The organism is Aestuariirhabdus litorea (genome assembly GCF_003864255.1).
Taxonomy (GTDB): Bacteria; Pseudomonadota; Gammaproteobacteria; order Pseudomonadales; family Aestuariirhabdaceae; genus Aestuariirhabdus; species Aestuariirhabdus litorea.
On the sequence record NZ_QWEZ01000001.1, the window covers coordinates 1,103,447 to 1,119,917 of the forward strand.

The 16,471-nt window shown below is 62.7% G+C and carries 8 protein-coding genes; 2 read left to right on the top strand and 6 right to left on the bottom strand.

The window, feature by feature from the left end:
* The first annotated feature begins 30 nt into the window (after window positions 1-30).
* Window positions 31-7,233: a Tle-like phospholipase domain-containing protein gene (locus D0544_RS17290; RefSeq protein ID WP_125014938.1), complete on the top strand. Its 7,203-nt coding sequence runs from the start codon at window positions 31-33 to the stop codon at window positions 7,231-7,233.
* Here D0544_RS17290 and D0544_RS05220 read toward each other — a convergent pair.
* Window positions 7,230-8,120, bottom strand: coding sequence for a DMT family transporter (locus D0544_RS05220; RefSeq protein ID WP_125014939.1), 891 nt, complete (start codon window positions 8,118-8,120; stop codon window positions 7,230-7,232). The genes D0544_RS17290 and D0544_RS05220 overlap by 4 nt on opposite strands.
* 247 nt (window positions 8,121-8,367) lie before the next feature.
* On the bottom strand, window positions 8,368-9,075 hold the full coding sequence (locus D0544_RS05225) for an OmpA family protein (RefSeq protein ID WP_125014940.1): 708 nt from the start codon (window positions 9,073-9,075) through the stop codon (window positions 8,368-8,370).
* Window positions 9,076-9,262: 187 nt separating this feature from the next.
* Here D0544_RS05225 and D0544_RS05230 point away from each other — a divergent pair, with 187 nt between their 5' ends.
* Complete coding sequence (locus D0544_RS05230; RefSeq protein ID WP_125014941.1) at window positions 9,263-9,763, top strand: DUF2244 domain-containing protein; 501 nt, start codon at window positions 9,263-9,265, stop codon at window positions 9,761-9,763.
* Window positions 9,764-9,767: 4 nt separating this feature from the next.
* On the opposite strand, the gene cobN is transcribed toward D0544_RS05230, so the two are convergent.
* The 4 genes from cobN to cobJ are packed head-to-tail and all read right to left on the bottom strand — an operon-like array spanning window position 9,768 to window position 16,415.
* The gene (cobN, locus tag D0544_RS05235) at window positions 9,768-13,631 is read right to left on the bottom strand and encodes a cobaltochelatase subunit CobN (RefSeq protein WP_125014942.1); all 3,864 of its coding nucleotides are present in this window, start codon (window positions 13,629-13,631) and stop codon (window positions 9,768-9,770) included.
* A 1-nt stretch (window position 13,632) separates the two neighbouring features.
* Complete coding sequence (gene cobW, locus D0544_RS05240) at window positions 13,633-14,724, bottom strand: cobalamin biosynthesis protein CobW (protein WP_125014943.1); 1,092 nt, start codon at window positions 14,722-14,724, stop codon at window positions 13,633-13,635.
* Window positions 14,725-14,730: 6 nt separating this feature from the next.
* Window positions 14,731-15,555 carry a precorrin-4 C(11)-methyltransferase gene (gene cobM / locus D0544_RS05245; RefSeq protein ID WP_125014944.1) on the bottom strand — a complete coding sequence of 275 codons (825 nt, stop codon included), beginning with the start codon at window positions 15,553-15,555 and terminating at the stop codon, window positions 14,731-14,733.
* Window positions 15,552-16,415, bottom strand: a complete 864-nt coding sequence (gene cobJ, locus D0544_RS05250) for a precorrin-3B C(17)-methyltransferase (RefSeq protein WP_125014945.1) — start codon at window positions 16,413-16,415, stop codon at window positions 15,552-15,554. The genes cobM and cobJ overlap by 4 nt, the downstream gene beginning before the upstream one ends.
* Window positions 16,416-16,471: the final 56 nt, after the last annotated feature.

Below are 16,471 nucleotides of genomic sequence, written 5' to 3' on the forward strand. Positions count from 1 at the left end.
CCAGTAACTATTTCCAGGGAAGGAGAGGTTATGACCAGTTTAATCAGTGATCTGATGCTTTTAAGCGTCGATGTGTACAACCCCAAAGAGGTAACCGACCTTTCTGGGTTGGCTCCTGCGGGCTGGAATTTTGTGGAGTCTGTGGGTGTCAACGGATCTGGAAGGCAATATGATCCTGAAAGTGGTTTCTACGCCTATGCGGTCACCCGCGAAGGGTCCAATGGCGCGGAGGTGGTTATTGCCTTTCGTGGCACCGATGGCCTGAACGGAGATTTCGGAGCCGACTGGGCACTGTCGTTGGGTTCTACCTACCACCCGCAGTTTGAGGATGCGCTTCAGTTTACATTGGATGTGATGCAAACGGTTGGACTCGATAGTGAGGCACAGGTCTATCTAGCCGGCCACTCCCTGGGGGGCGCCCTGGCCCAGATCAGCAGCAGTGTGTTTGGTTTGCCGGGCTATACCTTTGATGCTCCGGGTATGCTGGCGCTATCACAAAATCAGGATTTTCAAAGCAGCTTGGAGCCTTGGTTTACTGATAATACCGATCGGCTAGGGTTGCTTTCAGCCTATAACCCTCAACTTAACAACCCCGGCGATCTGGTTAATATCTCCATCGTCGGTAGTGTGGTTTCATCCGTCTCGGGAGAGATGATTGGCAGCGAGTATGATCTGGTCACCGACCAGGGCTCATCGCTGGTGGGGGCAGTGGTGGAGGGGCTCTCAGGGCTGGGTGTAAGTGGTGGCGAGGCCAGCCTGCTGTTGCTCTCGACCATGGCGGTGGCGCTGTCTCCTGCGGCGGCCCTCGCAGCAGCGGGGGTGATTGGCGGGGATAGCTATCTGAAACACCAGTCGGAAGCGATTCGCAGCCTGGTGGTGGGGCTCGACCAGCAGGGGCAGTTGATTCCGAAGCTGATCGAGAGCACCCACTTTCCTTCGGGGATTGAGGGCTATGATCCCTCTGCCGAGTCGGGCCTGCTTGGAACTCTGGGTTCGATGCTGGGGTCCCTAGCCGACCTGTTTCGGGATCAGTTGTCACAAGCCGATGCGGTTGATCTGCTCGAGCGCCTCAGCGCTGAGAATGAACGTCGTAGCGGCCCCCTGGCGGAGCAATTTGAAGCGGCGATCGATCATCTGAAGATCGCTACCCAGACCCTGACAGAAAGCCAATGGAGTGAAAGCAAAACCACATACGGAGGCTATCGCGGGGAGCTTGAGCTTTCGATCGCCCGGGCCCCTCAAACCCGGTCGCAACTGCTGACCCTGGACCTGCCCGGAGTCAATTCGATGGGTGAGTTTTCGCAGCTCGCGGTAGTGGGCGCGACTCATCTCGATTGGTCCTCTGAAGGTTACCGCCTGCGCACGGAACCCGGCAGCGACAAACTCAATGTTCAATTCCAGGAGCTGTCCCCCTATGTTCCCTCGCTATCGCCACTGGGTTCGGTCCCCCTGGTTTACCAGCTCTATGGCCGTGAGGGGACGGACACCGAGGCAGAGGTGCTGGCGCTACTCGATAACCCCTCGTCGCGTTGGTTTAGCGCTCCCTCCATTGATTCGAGCTCTGTGCTCGATGAGGAAAACCCCTGGGACCTGATGGGGGATGACTTTAACAACCGCCTCACCGGTGATCTCGGCGAAAACACACTGCTGGGGCTGGGGGGAGACGATGAGCTGCTGGGCGAAGGTGGATGGGACACCCTGATCGGCGGTTACGGCAATGACCTGCTTCAAGGGGGAGAAGGGCGGGACCTGCTGATCGGTGGCGATGGCGATGATCGCCTCTTCGCCCAGGATACCGAAACGCCAATCGACCGAGAGGAGCAGGTCGGTCCTGACGCCTTGCAGGTGTTAGGGGACAACCTCTCAGGTCAGGAGGGGGATGACCTGCTGATCGGTGGACTCGAGTCGGACCTGATGGGTGGCGGCTCGGGAGATGACCTGATCTACGGCGGTGGAGGGTCCGATTATCTCTTCGGAGATCGGGACTGGGCGATGGCCAACCCCGAATGGTCGATAGAGTATCGTGGGAGAGATGTCACCATTATCGGCGACCACCAGGGGGACACTAGCAGGATAGTCCCGGGCAATGACCAGATCTGGGGCGGTGGTGGAAGCGACTATATCTGGGGCGGCGAGGGGAATGATCTGCTGCTGGGACAAGCTGGTAATGACTACCTGGGGGGCGAGGCTGGGGACGACTCGCTGCTTGGGGGAGCTGGAGACGATACTCTCCATGGGGGAGCCGGAAACGACCTGCTGGTGGGTGGGAGCGGGCTCAATCGGCTCAATGGCGATGGCATTGATACCCCGCTGGAGGAGCAGGGCGACGACCTGATCATCGGTGGCGATGAGCGTGACCTGATCTGGGGCGATGGGGGAGATGATCGCCTCTACGGTAACGGCGGCAACGACCAGATCCAGGGGGACAATACCTTGGGGGCCAGCGGCGATGATTACCTCTCCGGAGGTAAGGGGGGCGATTACTTGCTGGGGCAGCTGGGCAATGACGAATTGCACGGTGACGAGGGTGACGATGCGCTGGTCGGCGGGGCAGGTAACGATCGCCTCTACGGTGGCGAGGATAACGACCGCCTTCAGGGCGATGCGGGGGATGATTACTTGCACGGCGGCAGTGGCCACGACTGGTTGATTGGCGGAGAGGGCTATGACGTTCTGGTGGCGGGCAGCGGCCAGGATGAACTCACCGATACTTTGGGGGGTGGCCTCCTGATCGGTGAGGAGGGGTACGATACCTACGACATTCGGGTGGGGCAGGATGCGGTAAGTATCATGGATCGCGAGGAGAATCGCCTCAAATTCGGCGACCTGAGCTACGCACAGGGAATGAACCGGATTTCGCTGTCCCAGGGCTCGCTGTTGATCTCCATCGATGGCCAGCCGATCGCTCATCTGATCAATTTCGACCCCAACGACGTCTACGCCGGTAGCGGGATTAGCGATTTTCAGTTCAGCGATGGCGTTTCTATCAACTACCTGCAGTTGCTACAGCTGGGGATCGATAATCAAGGCTCCGATGCGAATGACAGCCTCTGGGGCACCAACGCCTTTGACCGGCTGATGGGCTATGGCGGCGACGATAGCCTCTACGGACTGGCCGGTGACGATATCCTTGACGGTGGCAGCGGAGCCGATCGCATGCTGGGGATGGAGGGGGATGACCAATACCAAGTGGATAACCCATTGGACCGGGTGGAAGAGCGAGCGGGTGAGGGAGTCGATCGGGTCGATAGCCTGATCGATTACCAGCTGCCCGAACACGTTGAACACCTCAGCCTCCAGGGTGAAGCTCGCACCGGGGTTGGCAACGCGCAGGACAACCTTCTGCAAGGTAATGAGCTCGACAACCATCTGATCGGTGGAGCAGGCAATGATAGCCTGGTGGGCGGGCAGGGTAACGACCACCTGGATGGGGGTGACGGTGCCGACACATTGGCCGGTGGCCTTGGCGATGATCTCTATCGGGTCGATGATCCTGGCGACCAGATCCATGAGCTACCCGAAAGCGGAGATGACCATGTATTGGCAACCACCGATCACAGGATGTCCCTCCATGTGGAACGGCTGACGATGTTGGGGGAGAGCAATCTCACCGCCTGGGGCAGCAACACGGACAACCTGATTGAGGGCAACGGGGCTGATAATCAGCTCTTTGGAGAGGGTGGCAACGACAGCCTCTATGGAGGGGCGGGAAGCGACCTCATCGATGGCGGCACAGGCTCCGACCTGTTGGTGGGAGGAGAGGGCAACGACCGCTTCCGCATTAGCGATCTTCATGACCGTATTATCGAGCAGGCGGAGGGCGGCATTGATCGTGTCGAGCTGTTTGTCGAGGGCTACCGCCTCGAGAACCAGGTTGAGGAGCTGGTGCTTCGAGATGGAGTCTTTAGTGCCTTGGGTAATGAGCTGGATAATCTCCTTATTGGAAACGACTTATCGAACCATCTTGATGGTGGAAGCGGTGCTGATCGTATGCAGGGAGGCATCGGCAACGATCACTACATCATCGACAATACCGGTGACCGGGTGGTGGAGTATGAAAATGAGGGGGATTCGGATTGGCTCGAGACCTTCGTCGACTACAGCCTGCCGGACTACGTGGAAAACCTGAAGGTCGCCTCGCCACAGGGGCTGGTGGTCTATGGCAATGGGCTCTCCAATCGCATGGAAGGAAATCGTGGTGGCGAGAGCCTGTTCGGTGGTGACGGTGATGACCGCCTCTATGGCTATGCGGGTGATGATCGGCTCGATGGAGGCAGTGGAAATGACCTGCTCGATGGCGGCCAGGGCGCGGACTGGATGCGCGGTGGTCAGGGGGATGATCAGTACCGTGTGGATAATGCACTCGACCGGGTTGAGGAGTTAGCCGGCGAGGGACTGGATCGCGTGGTCGCCTCTATCAGCTACCAACTAACCTCCGGGGTTGAGGAGCTGGAGCTGGTGGGTTGGTCGCCCATTGATGGTGTCGGTAATGAGTTGGGTAACCTGCTGATCGGTAACGACCACAGCAACCATCTGCAGGGTTTGGAAGGAGACGACCTCTTGGTGGGTAGAGGTGGAGCGGATCTTCTGGAGGGGGGCGTGGGAGACGATACCTACGAAATCTGGGGAGCGCAGGAGCAGGTGGTCGAGCAGGCTGACGGCGGTTATGACCGCGTCTTGAGCCTGGGCAGCTATACCCTGGCAGGGCATCTGGAGTCGCTGGAGCTGGTGGGCAGCGGAATTGCCAATGGCCACGGTAACGCGGAGGACAATCGCATAATCGGTAACCGCGACAGGAACCTGCTGGAGGGGATGGCCGGGTCCGATTGGCTTGATGGCGGCAGTGGCGATGATCATCTGGTGGGTGGTAGCGGAGATGACTGGCTGCTGGGCGGTGAGGATCCGGACCGCGTCGACACCGATGAGGGCTGGGATAGTGATCCCCACTCCTGGCTCGGGCCAATGGCCTGGTCCAATAGCGACCGCCTGGAAGGGGGCGAGGGGGACGATTACCTGGACGGTGGCTCGGGAGACGACCTCCTCTTTGGCGGAGCTGGCGATGACCGGCTGTTGGGGGGCGCCGATGGTGGAACCCTGCTGGTCAGTGGCGATCCCGGTGCCGCATGGAACCCTGAATGGGACAACTGGGGTAACGAGGCGCCGGATTGGCAGCCCTATCGTGAGCGGGAGGCCCTGCTCAGCAACAACGACCAGCTCTGGGGCGGCTTGGGCGACGATTGGCTGGAGGGGGGCAGTGGTAACGATTTCCTTGATGGAGGTGAGGGACGTGACATTTTGCTGGGCGGTGAGGGCGACGACCACCTGGACGGTGGCCTTGGCATTGACCGGTTGGCCGGTGGTGCCGGCGACGATCTTTATATCGTCGACGGCTATCGGCAGGAACGTATCGAGTGGGTCTTGCTGGAGACGCCGGTGGAGCGCGACCTGACTCTCGACTGCCGTTTTCCCCATGATTACGAAGAGTCCCCAGCAGGAAAGGAAAAGGGCAATGAGGGGTTGGGCAACGGCTGGGATGCCCCGCCTCCAGGCCATGAGGTGAATCTAAACGATGGAGTACCCTATGGACCAGGAAACCCCGGGGCACGGGCGGCCGCTCCGGGACATGTTGTTAAGGTCAATGATGGTTCTGATCCTTTTTCATCCGCGGGTAATTCCCCAGCATCGGAGAGCGCAGTGTCAGCTGACCTGATGAGCGAGGATTTATCACTTAACGTCGAGAGCCGGGAGGGTGCAGACGTTCTGGTCCCCGCACTTGTGGTCGAGTGGATAACCGATCAGGTGGAGGAGGCCTATGGAGCCGGTTACGATCAGGTGCTGGCCTCGGTGAGTTTTACCCTGCCCGATCAGGTTGAAGCCTTAACGCTGACCGGAACCCTATCCATCGATGCAACGGGCAATAGCCTGTCGAACCGCCTTCAGGGTAACAGCGGCGATAATCGTCTGGACGGTGCCCAGGGGGCCGATTGGATGGCTGGCGGTCAGGGGAGTGATCGTTACCGGGTTGACCACAGCGGCGATCAGGTTATCGAGTGGGCGGCGGAGGGGGAGGACTGGGTCGACGCCGGGATCGATTATCAGCTGACGAGTGAGGTGGAGAACCTGCAGCTGTTGGGTAGTGAGAAACTGACCGGCATAGGCAATGAACTTGATAACTGGCTGGCCGGAAATGACGGTGATAACCGGCTGCTGGGTGGCGAGGGCAATGATCGCCTGCAGGGTGGGCGGGGGGATGACCTGTTGCAGGGGGGAGGCGGAGATGACCGCTACCACTACCGACTGGGAGATGGCTTGGACCGGATAGAGGACAGCCAGGGGGGCAACCGGCTGGTGTTTGGTGAGGGGGTTGATGCCGATGAGGTGACGGCACGCTATGACGAGCAGGGCGAAGCGTTGCTGTTCCAGATCACCAACGAAGCGGGGATCGATTACCTTGGTCAGGGGCTGTGGCTGGAGGCTGGCAGCTTAGCTGCCCTGTCTACCGTTGAGTTTGCCGATGGCGCTTCAATGAGCTGGCAGTCGTTGCAACCTATAGGGGTTAGTCTGATCGGGGGCAATGGCCGGGACGAGCTGGTTGGTACCCGTGATGATGACCTTCTTGAAGGGGGGCGAGGTCGGGACCGCTTGTTGGGCGGCGCCGGTTACGACCAACTCCGGGGCGGAAGCGATAATGACCTGCTGGCGGGAGGCGAAGGGGCCGACCAGCTTTGGGGCGAGGCGGGGGATGACCTGCTGCTGGGGGGCTGTGGCAGCGATCTCCTGGTGGGTGGTGAGGGTATGGACCGTCTGGTCGGTGGTGCCGGTGATGATCGCTATCTCTTTTCCGCGGGCTTTGGCCAGGATCAACTGGAGGAATCCACTGGCGCAGAGGGGGGGCAGGATCGGGTGATCTTCGGGGATGGCATTAGCAAGGACAGGCTGTTCTTTGCGCGACAGGAGACGGACCTTCTGGTCTCTGTACTGGACAGCAATGACCGGTTGCTGGTCAAGGGCTGGTATGCACAGAGCAGTGAAGGTGAACCTGTTGGACATTCCGTGGAGCGGTTTGAAACCGATTCGGGCTGGAGCCTGCAACAGGCGCAGGTGGATCAGCTCGTGCAGGCCATGGCGATGATCGTGGGCGCTGAGGGCAGTGTCGCGCTCGGCACCACGCATTCGGGAGGGGAGCTGGCTGCGGAGATCGCGGCGGCGTGGCAGCCCCCTTCGGCTGCTTAACCGGCTTTAGCGCCCCCCAGCCGGGATTGCAGGACAACGCCGGCCAGAATCAGTAGCAGGCCTGCGTAGGTGGCCGGGTGAATGCTTTCGCCGACGAAGGTGGCGATCAGGTAGAGCGACAGGAAAGGGGAGAGAAAGATCAGGTTGCTGACCTTGGCGGTGTTGGTGGCGCGCTTCATGGCGCTGAGCCAGAGCACGAAGGCAAACCCCATCTCGAAGACACCCACATAGAAGGCGCCGGCCAGCCCACGCCAGTCGCTCACTACCACGCTGGAAAAGATCAGGGTGGTGGCCAGGATAAAAGGCAGGCTGAAACAGAAGCAGAGCAGCAGGCTGACGACGGGGTCGTGTTGATTTTTGGTGTTCAGGATCCAGTAGAGCGCCCAGATCACCGTGCTGACCAGTGCCAGCGCCACCCCCAACGGACTGTCGAACTGCAGTGCCAGCAGGTCACCCCGGGTCGCGATCACCACCACGCCCAGATAGCTGATCAGGCAGGCAATGATCTCCCAGCGGCTGATGCGTTGTCCCAGCAGAGGGATCGACAGCAGCGCCAGGGTAATACCCCAGGTGTAATTGAGGGGCTGAGCCTGCTGCGCGGGGAGCAGGTCGTAGGCCTGAAACAGGATCAGGTAGTAACCGAAGGGGTTGAGGAGTCCTAGCAGCAGCCAGCGTCGGTAATCCGTTTTCAGCAGCGGCCAGATCGCCGACAGCTTTCCCTGTACCGCCAGGATACCCAGCATTACCAGAATTGAACTCAGGCAGGAGTAGAGCAGTAGCTGCAGGGTGTCGAGGTAGCGAAGGCTCAGCTTGAAGGCGGTGGCGACGGTGGACCAGAGCAGCACGGCTCCGATACCGTAGAGATAGGCCTGGCGTTGGGGGGCCATAAAGATCCTTAAAAGGCGACAGTTGCTGGCCCGCTATCCTATCGCAATCGTCGCGCTGGGGGCGAGCTGTACGTATTGGGCAGAGGGGAGTGCCGATTTTGCAGGAGCAGGGCATCGGCCCGCGGCATACGACCCACAGGGAAGTGGGGAGTGCCGTTTTTGCAGGAGCAAAAAACGGCCCGCCCGTCCCTGGGCATAAAAAGGGGCGCCGGGGCGCCCAAGGACAGGAGAGACGGGGGCGCGGGTGCTAGCGCCGGCTGGCGACGGCCTCGCCCTGGGGAGGAAGGCTCAGGCTGATGCTGACCCGGCGGTCGAGGGCCTGGAGGTCGGGGTTACCCTGCGCCGTTGTGGACAGTTCTTTGCCGTGGGCCAGGCTCTGGATGCGTGCCGGGTTGATTCCCTGCTCGATCAGGTAGTCCTCGACGCTGTTGGTGCGCAGCAGCGAGAGGGAGTGGTTGTAGGCTTCCGCGCCGCGCTCGTCGGTATAGCCGTCCAGGCGGATACTGACCTCGGGGTTGGCGTCGAGAAAACGCGCCAGCTCGTTGAGCCGTACCCGGGTTGCTTCGGGGATTTCGGCCCTGGCGGTCTGGAACAGGACCTCCAGCTGCAACCCTTCAAACTGCAGGCGCTGCGCGAAGTTTTGGTTGGCCCGCTCGAGGGATTGACGCTGTCGCTCAGTGGTGGCCAGTTGGCGCTGCAGGAAGGCGATACGCTGGTTGGCTTCTCCCAGCAGCGTCTGCTGTTGCTCCAGCTGCGCTGCCTCGCTGACCTTTTCCCCCAGGCTGTGACCCAACCCGGCACCGATTACCGCGCCGAAGGGCCCTCCGACCAGGGCACCCACCACAATCCCGCTGCCGATACCCATCACCCCTTCGGGGGTGCTGCTATCGGCCATCAGGGTGGTGGGCAGGCTGAGGGTGGTGAGTAGGCTGCCGAGTGCGATTGTTTTTTTCATGGTCTTTCCCCTTCTGTGGTATGGCCCTTGTGGGCGCTGGCCCGTGGGCCGCTGTTGATTTGATACAGGCTCATTACAACAGGGCAAAAAGGCGCACCGATGGCACAAATCGGGCAGTTTGGGGAAAGATTGTGATCAAAAATGGCAACTATACTGGAGAGGTTAACCTGACTGCGGGAGCCTGATCATGGTTGCCACCCGTATTACACCGTCCAATGAGGTACAGATACTGTTGCGCGCCAACCAGTCGGCGAGTTGGCGCCTGAATCTGTGGGTCTGGGCTCTGCTCAGTGCACTCGGCAGCCTGATCGCGCTGGGGTTCAGCCTGCTGGGCGCGCCACTGGTGTTTCCCTTCGTCGGGGTCGAGGTGCTGGTGCTGATGGGCGCCTTCTACTGCGCCTGCCGCGATTGCGCTCGCCAGCAGCTGATTCGTCTTGGACCCTCACGTCTGGTGGTGGAAAAGGGCCATGCCCTGCGCGAAGAGGTTACCGGCCTTCCGCGGCAGTGGGCGCGGCTGCGCGTGGAGCCGGGTGCACACCCGCTGGGCACCGATCGCCTCTTTCTCTGCGCCTTTGACCAGCGCACCCCTGTGGGGGAGTTCCTCTGCCAGCAGGAGCTGGAACAACTGCGCGAGCGCTTGCGTCAGCAGGGGGTACGGGTAGAAGTGCTGCCGCTGCGCCCGGGATGAGGCACTAGGGGTGCCCCGATAGCTCCCGACTCTGGTCCAGCTCCAGCAGCAGGTGGGTGATCGCCTCCCGGTGCTCACCGGCATCACGCCACAGCCCGCGTTGGATCGCTTCCAGCAGCCGCTCCCCCATCTCCTGCAGGGCATTGGGGTTGTACTGCTCGAGGAAGGCGCGGTTATCGGCGTCCAGCAGCAGGGTGTCGGTGACCGCTGCGTACTGGTAGTCATCGACAAGGTCGGTGGTGGCATCGTAGGCAAACAGGTAATCGACGGTAGCGGCCATCTCGAACCCGCCCTTGTAACCGTGCTGGCGCATCGCCTCGATCCATTTGGGGTTGAGCACCCGCGAGCGGATCACCCGGTTCAGCTCCTCGTTGAGGGTGCGGGTAAGCGGGGCGGCGGGGTTGGAGTGGTCGTTGTGGTAGATCGCCGGTTGACTGCCCGACAGCACCCGTACGGCGTTGCCCATCCCCCCCTGGAACTGGTAGTAATCGTCGGAGTCGAGCAGGTCGTGCTCGCGGTTGTCCTGGTTGTGGACCACCGCCTGCAGGGTCGACAGGCGCTGCTCGAAGGCTCCGAAGGCCGGGGTACCCCCATCGCTCAGCCCATAGGCGTAACCGCCCCAGTTAAGGTAGGCGCGGGCCAGGTCGTCGGCGCTTTCCCAGCAGCGCTCATCGATCAGCCCCTGCAGCCCCGCACCGTAGGCACCGGGTTTGGAGCCGAAGATGCGCCAGCGGCTCTGCTGGCGGGCGACCTCAGGGGGCAGGCCCTGTTCCCGCAGCATCGCCTCCTCGGCCAGGCTTTGCTGGCGGATCGGGTTCTGGTCGCCCGACTCCTCGTGGATCGCCAGCGCCTGCACGGCGGCATCGAACAGCTCGATCACATTGGGGAAGGCATCGCGAAAGAAGCCGGAGACCCGCAGGGTAACATCCACTCGCGGCCGCCCCAGCAGGAAGGCGGGGATAATCTCGAAGCCGGCCAGTCGGTTGGAGCCCGCCGCCCAGCGGGGGCGAATTCCCATCAGGGCCATCGCCTGGGCAATGTCGTCGCCGCCGGTGCGCATGGTGGCGGTTCCCCACACCGACAGGCCGATGCGGCTGGGGTATTCCCCGTGCTCCTGCAGGTGGCGCATCAGCAGCTGGTCGGCGCTGCGCTGGGCCAGCTCCCAGGCGGCCGGGGTGGGGATGGCGCGGCTGTCCACCGAGTAGAAGTTGCGCCCCGTGGGCAGTACATCGAGGCGTCCACGGCTCGGTGCTCCACTGGGTCCGGCCGGGACAAAGTGACCGTCCAGGGCGCGGAGAAAGTTGGCCAGCTCGTTGGCGGGACTGCCGTCGAAAGCGGGCAGGATCTCGGCGGCGATGTGCTCGAACAGCTGCCGGGTACGGGGCAGTCCCTCGCTGTCGAGTCGGCTCAGGGGGGCTTTTTCATCGCCCAGGTGACGCTCCACCAGCTGCAGGGCCAGCAGCTCCAGGCGTTCGCGGGTATCGGCTTCGGTGCGCCAGGGAGCGGAACTCAGCTCGACCAGTCTCACCGGCCGGGGGCCTTGCCAGGCGCGTTCCCCGCGAGGGCTGAGGGGGGCAAAGTCGGTCTGTCCTCCCGCCGCGCCGCTTAGCCCGAGGTCGTCGCTCAGGCTGGTGAGGATGCTTTGGTCGCAGGGCTGGTCTCCGCGCGGCAGGCGCGTCAGGGCCACCAGGGTTTCGCTGCGCTGCAGGCCGTCGGTGGTGCCCCCGAAAAGGTGCAGACCGTTGCGAATCTGGGCCTCCTTGAGGTCGCAGAGGTAGGCGTCCAGCTCGCTGAGAATCTGCTCTTCGCTGGCCGGGGTCGCAGAAGGGGCCCCTCCGTTAACCGGGCGGCTACAGGGCAGCTCCTCCAGCAGATGGCTGCTGCGCAAGCGCTCAAGGATTGCACTGCGCAGGTGTTTTTCGCGCCGGGCATCTACCCCCATGGCCTGATACAGCTCATCGACCAGCAGCTCCAGCTCGGCCATCTCGCCGTAACTGTCGGCCCGCGCCAGCGGCGGCATCAGGTGGTCAATGATCACCGCCTGCGCGCGCCGTTTGGCCTGGGCGCCTTCGCCGGGATCGTTGACGATAAAGGGGTAGAGGTGGGGCAGGGGGCCCAGTGCGATATCGGGCCAGCAGGCTGCCGATAGGGCCGTGCCTTTGCCGGGCAGCCACTCCAGGTTACCGTGCTTGCCAATGTGGGCGATGGCGTCGATGCCGTAACAGTGGCGCAGCCAGAAGTAGAAGGCCAGGTAGGCGTGGGGGGGCACCAGGTCGGGATCGTGGTAGTTGGCGGCGATATCGATCTGGTAGCCGCGGGCGGGCTGGATCCCGACGAAGGTGTCACCGAGGCGGATGCCCGCCACCATGATCCGCCCCTGGCGGTATTTGGGGTCCTGCTCGGGGTCTCCCCAGCGCTCCAGCACTGCGCGCTGGCTGTCGGCGGGCAGCTGCAAGAAGTGGCGCTGGTAGTCCGCCAGCGAGAGGCTTTGCTGGCATCCACGGGTGGCCAGCCGGTCGCCGTCGTTGGTGACCCACTGCAGCAGGCGTTCGACCAGCGCAGTACCGTCGGCGGGCAGGTTGTCCACCGGGTACCCTGCCGCCTGCATGGCGTGGAGAATATTGAGGGTCGAGTTGGGGGTGTCGAGGCCTACCCCGTTGCCGATGCGCCCCTCTTTTGTGGGGTAGTTGGCCAGTACCAGGGCGATGCGCTTGTCGGCGTTGGCTTTACGGGACAGCTCTGCCCAGCGCCGTGCCAGCTCAACCACAAAGCGTGCCCGCTCCCTATGCAGCCGGTAGCGCACCGGGTCGATCTGGCAGCGCTGGTTACGCTCATCGACCTCCTTGAAACTGATGGCGCGGGTCACGATGCGTCCATCCATCTCCGGCAGGGAGATGTTCATGGCGATATCGGTCGGCCGCAGCCCCTGGCTGTGTTGTGTCCAGTCCTCGCAGCTGTTGCCGGCCATGATCGCCTGCAGCACCGGCGCCCGGCTGGTCAGGGCACTGCCCATAGGGCTGGGGGCAGAGCTGAGGGAAGCGTTGCCCTGGCTGTGGATGGAGAAGCCGGTCGTGTTGAGGATCACCGCCACGGAGGCCTGATCGCACAGGCGATTCACCACCTCCAGGCAGGCGGGCTCCTTGAGGGAGCTGATCGCCAGGGGGAGCGGGTTGAGCCCCTCGTCACAGAGGCAGTCGATAAGGGCATCGAAGGCGGCGGTATTGCCGCTTTGAATATGGGCGCGGTAGAAGAGCAACAGCGCCACCGGCGCCTGCGGCTGCCACTGTTGCTGCCACTGGGCCAGGCTGGCGTTATCGCAGCCGGGTTTGTAAATCAGGCTGCGGGGGAGAATACGCGGCGGATTCCAGCCAGGGTGAAGGCCAAAAAACTCGGCCCCCAACAGGGTGTAGAGCTGGTCGATGTTGGCCCGCCCCCCTTCGCGCAGGAAGCGCCAGAGGGCGTGGTAGAGGGATGGGGGGACGTTGGAAATCTGCTCCAGCTCGGGGTCGGGCTGGTCATCACCGGGCACCGCCACCAGCCGCAACTGGCCTGCACGGGCGCGCAGCTCCAGCTGCTCCAGCGGGTAGTCCCAGTAGCTTCGCCCCCCCAGCACCGAGACAACCACCAGCTGCGCGTGCTCGATCACCCGGTGGGCGTAGAGATCGTAGGCAGCCGGTTTGGCGAGGTGGCTGAGGTTGGCCAGCCGTAATTCGGGGTAGTTGGCGGGCAGCGCGAGGGCGGCGTCGGCCAGCAACGCGAGGGAGCTGTCCTGGGCGGAGAGAATCACCAGCTCGGCCGGATCCTGCCCCAGGTCGATGATCCCTTCGTCGTCGGTAAAGCCCCCCGGTTTGGCCGCCAACAGGTGCATATCAGGCTCCGGTGGCCTGCAAGCGGGCTTCGATCTGCTGCGGGTCGAGCCCCTTGCCGATCACTACAATCCGGCTGCTGCGGGGTTCGCCCGGCGCCCAGGGGCGATCAAAATAGCGCTCAAACCGCTCGCCTACCCCCTGCACCACCTGGCGCATCGGCTTACCGGCCAGGGCCACAAAGCCCTTCACCCGGTAGATCGCCTGTTCGGCCACCAGGACCTTGAGGGCCGCCAGCAGGGCATCGCTGTCCAGCTCGCCCAGGTCCAGGCTGATGGAGTCGAAATGGTCGTGGGCGTGGTGGTGCTCGGCGCCTTCGGCGTGGTGGTGATCATGGTGGGTATGGCGGTGGTCGATATGCTCCTCGGAGGCGGATTCGAGACCGAGGATCAGCGCCTGCTCGACTTCGCCGTTACGGATGGGGTGGATGCGGACAGCATCGCCGATCCGGCCAGCAAGCTGCTCCTGCAGGCGGATTAGCTGGGCCTCATCCATCAGGTCCTGTTTGCTGATCAGTACCAGGTCGGCGGAGCTCAACTGGTCATCGAGCAGCTCCTGCAGGCTGGGATCGTGGTCGAGGCTGGTATCGGCCTGGCGTTGCGCCTGTACCTGCTCGGGGTCGTGGGCGATGCGGCCGTCGACCAGGGCGGGACCATCCACCACCGTTATGACCGCATCCACCGTGCAGTGCAGTTTGATCTGGGGCCAGTTGAACGCCTGCACCAGCGGCTTGGGCAGGGCCAGTCCGCTGGTCTCGATCAGGATATGGTCGATCTGGTCGCGGCGTTCCACCAGAGCCTCCATTACTGGCAGGAACTCCTCCTCCACGGTGCAGCAGATGCAACCGTTGGCCAGTTCGTAGATGCCGTTATCGGCGATCGGGGACCCCTGTGCGGCGCTATCCGGCGTCTGTTCATCACACTCGAGGGGGCAGCTGCGCAGCAGCTCGGCGTCGATGTCGAGGGCGCCGAATTCATTGACGATCACGGCGATCCGCTTGCCGTTGGCCTGGCGCAGGATGTTGGACAACAGGGTGGTTTTGCCGCTGCCGAGAAATCCGGTGACGATGGTAGCGGGTATCTTGTTCAGGTTCATAGGGGGTTAGCTCTCGGTATTGAAAGGGGGCGGTATGGCGGTCGCATCGCGCTTGACCTGGCGGGGCGACTCGGGCTTGACCTTGGGACGGTAGAGGTGAGCCTGCTCCTCACGGTAGAGCCAGGAGTCATCGAACTGGGCCGGGTCCAGCACCTCACCCACCAGAATCAGTGCGGTGCGATTGATTTTTGCGCGTCGTACCTGCTCGACGATATCGTTCAGGGTGCCGCGGATCAGCTGTTGCTCGGGCCAGCCGGTGCGATAGCAGACCGCCACCGGGCAGTCGGCACCATAGTGGGGAATCAGCTCCTCGACGATCTTGTGAATGCGGGTGATTCCCAGGTGAATCGCCAGGGTCGCCCGGTGCCGGGCCAGGGAGGCCAGGGATTCCGCCTCCGGCATCGGCGTTTTGCCTGCGTAGCGAGTGAGAATCACCGTCTGGGCGACGCCGGAGAGGGTCAGCTCGTTACCCAGGGCCGCTGCCGAGGCGCTGGTCGAGGTGACACCGGGCACCACTTCGTAGTCGATCCCGAGGGCTTTCAGGCGGCGGATCTGCTCGCCGATGGCGCCGTAGAGAGAAGGGTCGCCGGAGTGGACCCGCGCGACCGACTCACCCCGCTCATGCGCCTGCACTATTTGGGCGATGATCTCGTCAAGGTGGAGGGAGGCGGTATCGATCACTCGCGCCCCGGGCATCGCCTCGGACAGGAGCTCCACCGGCACCAGCGAGCCCGCGTAGAGGATCACCGGACAACTGCGGATCAGGCGTTGGGCCTTGAGGGTGACCAGCTCAGGGTCACCAGGGCCGGCGCCGATAAAATAGACCTTCATGGCGTCTCCTCCGCGGCGTCATGCGGATTGGCCAATGGCCGGTTGGCTGACAATTTCTTGCGATAGCCGCGGGGTGTGTAGACCCAGCGTCCGTTCTCCAGAGTGCGACTTTCGCTGTTCCCCACCAGCACCAGGGTCAGCATATCCACCTCGGCGGGAACCAGCTCGGCGAGAGTAGTGATTCTTACCTGCTCGTCGCTGCGCCCAAGGTTGCGTGCCACCACCACGGGGGTAGTGGCGGGGCGATAGCCCAGCAATATCTGTTGCGCCCGCGCCAGTTGCCAGTCCCGCTGGCGCGATACGGGGTTGTAAAAGGCGGTGACAAAATCCCCCTGGCCGGCGGCATGCAAGCGCGCTTCGATGGTCTCCCAGGGGGTGAGCAGATCGGACAGGGAGATGGTGCAGAAATCGTGACCCAGTGGGGCGCCAGTGCGGGCGGCGGCCATCTGCACGGCGGAGATACCGGGCACCACTTCCACCGCCAATTGTGACGCCTGCGCGCTGAACTCGCCGTCGAGGAGCTCAAACACCAGCGTGGCCATGGCGTAGATGCCAATGTCGCCACTGGAGATCAGGGCGGTTGATTTGCCTTCGATCGCGAGTCGGAGGGCGAGGCGGGCCCGCTCGATCTCTTCCCCCAGGGGCCGGTCGTGGTGCTGTTTACCCTCGCCCAGCTCCCCCAGCAGATCCAGGTAGAGTCCGTAGGCGACCCAATCGCTGGCGTCGGACAACGCCTTCTTTGCAGCGGGGGCAAGGTAAGCGTGGTCGCCGGGCCCGATACCCACCAGATAGAGGGTGCCGGGCAGTGAGCCGCCGTTGGTATGGGTGGCGTCAGTGACAGTGTTTACAGCATCGGTCATGTTAGGATTCTTTTTGCGGTGAGTGTAAAGCGGCTATTGAGAGGTCGGTAAAGCGA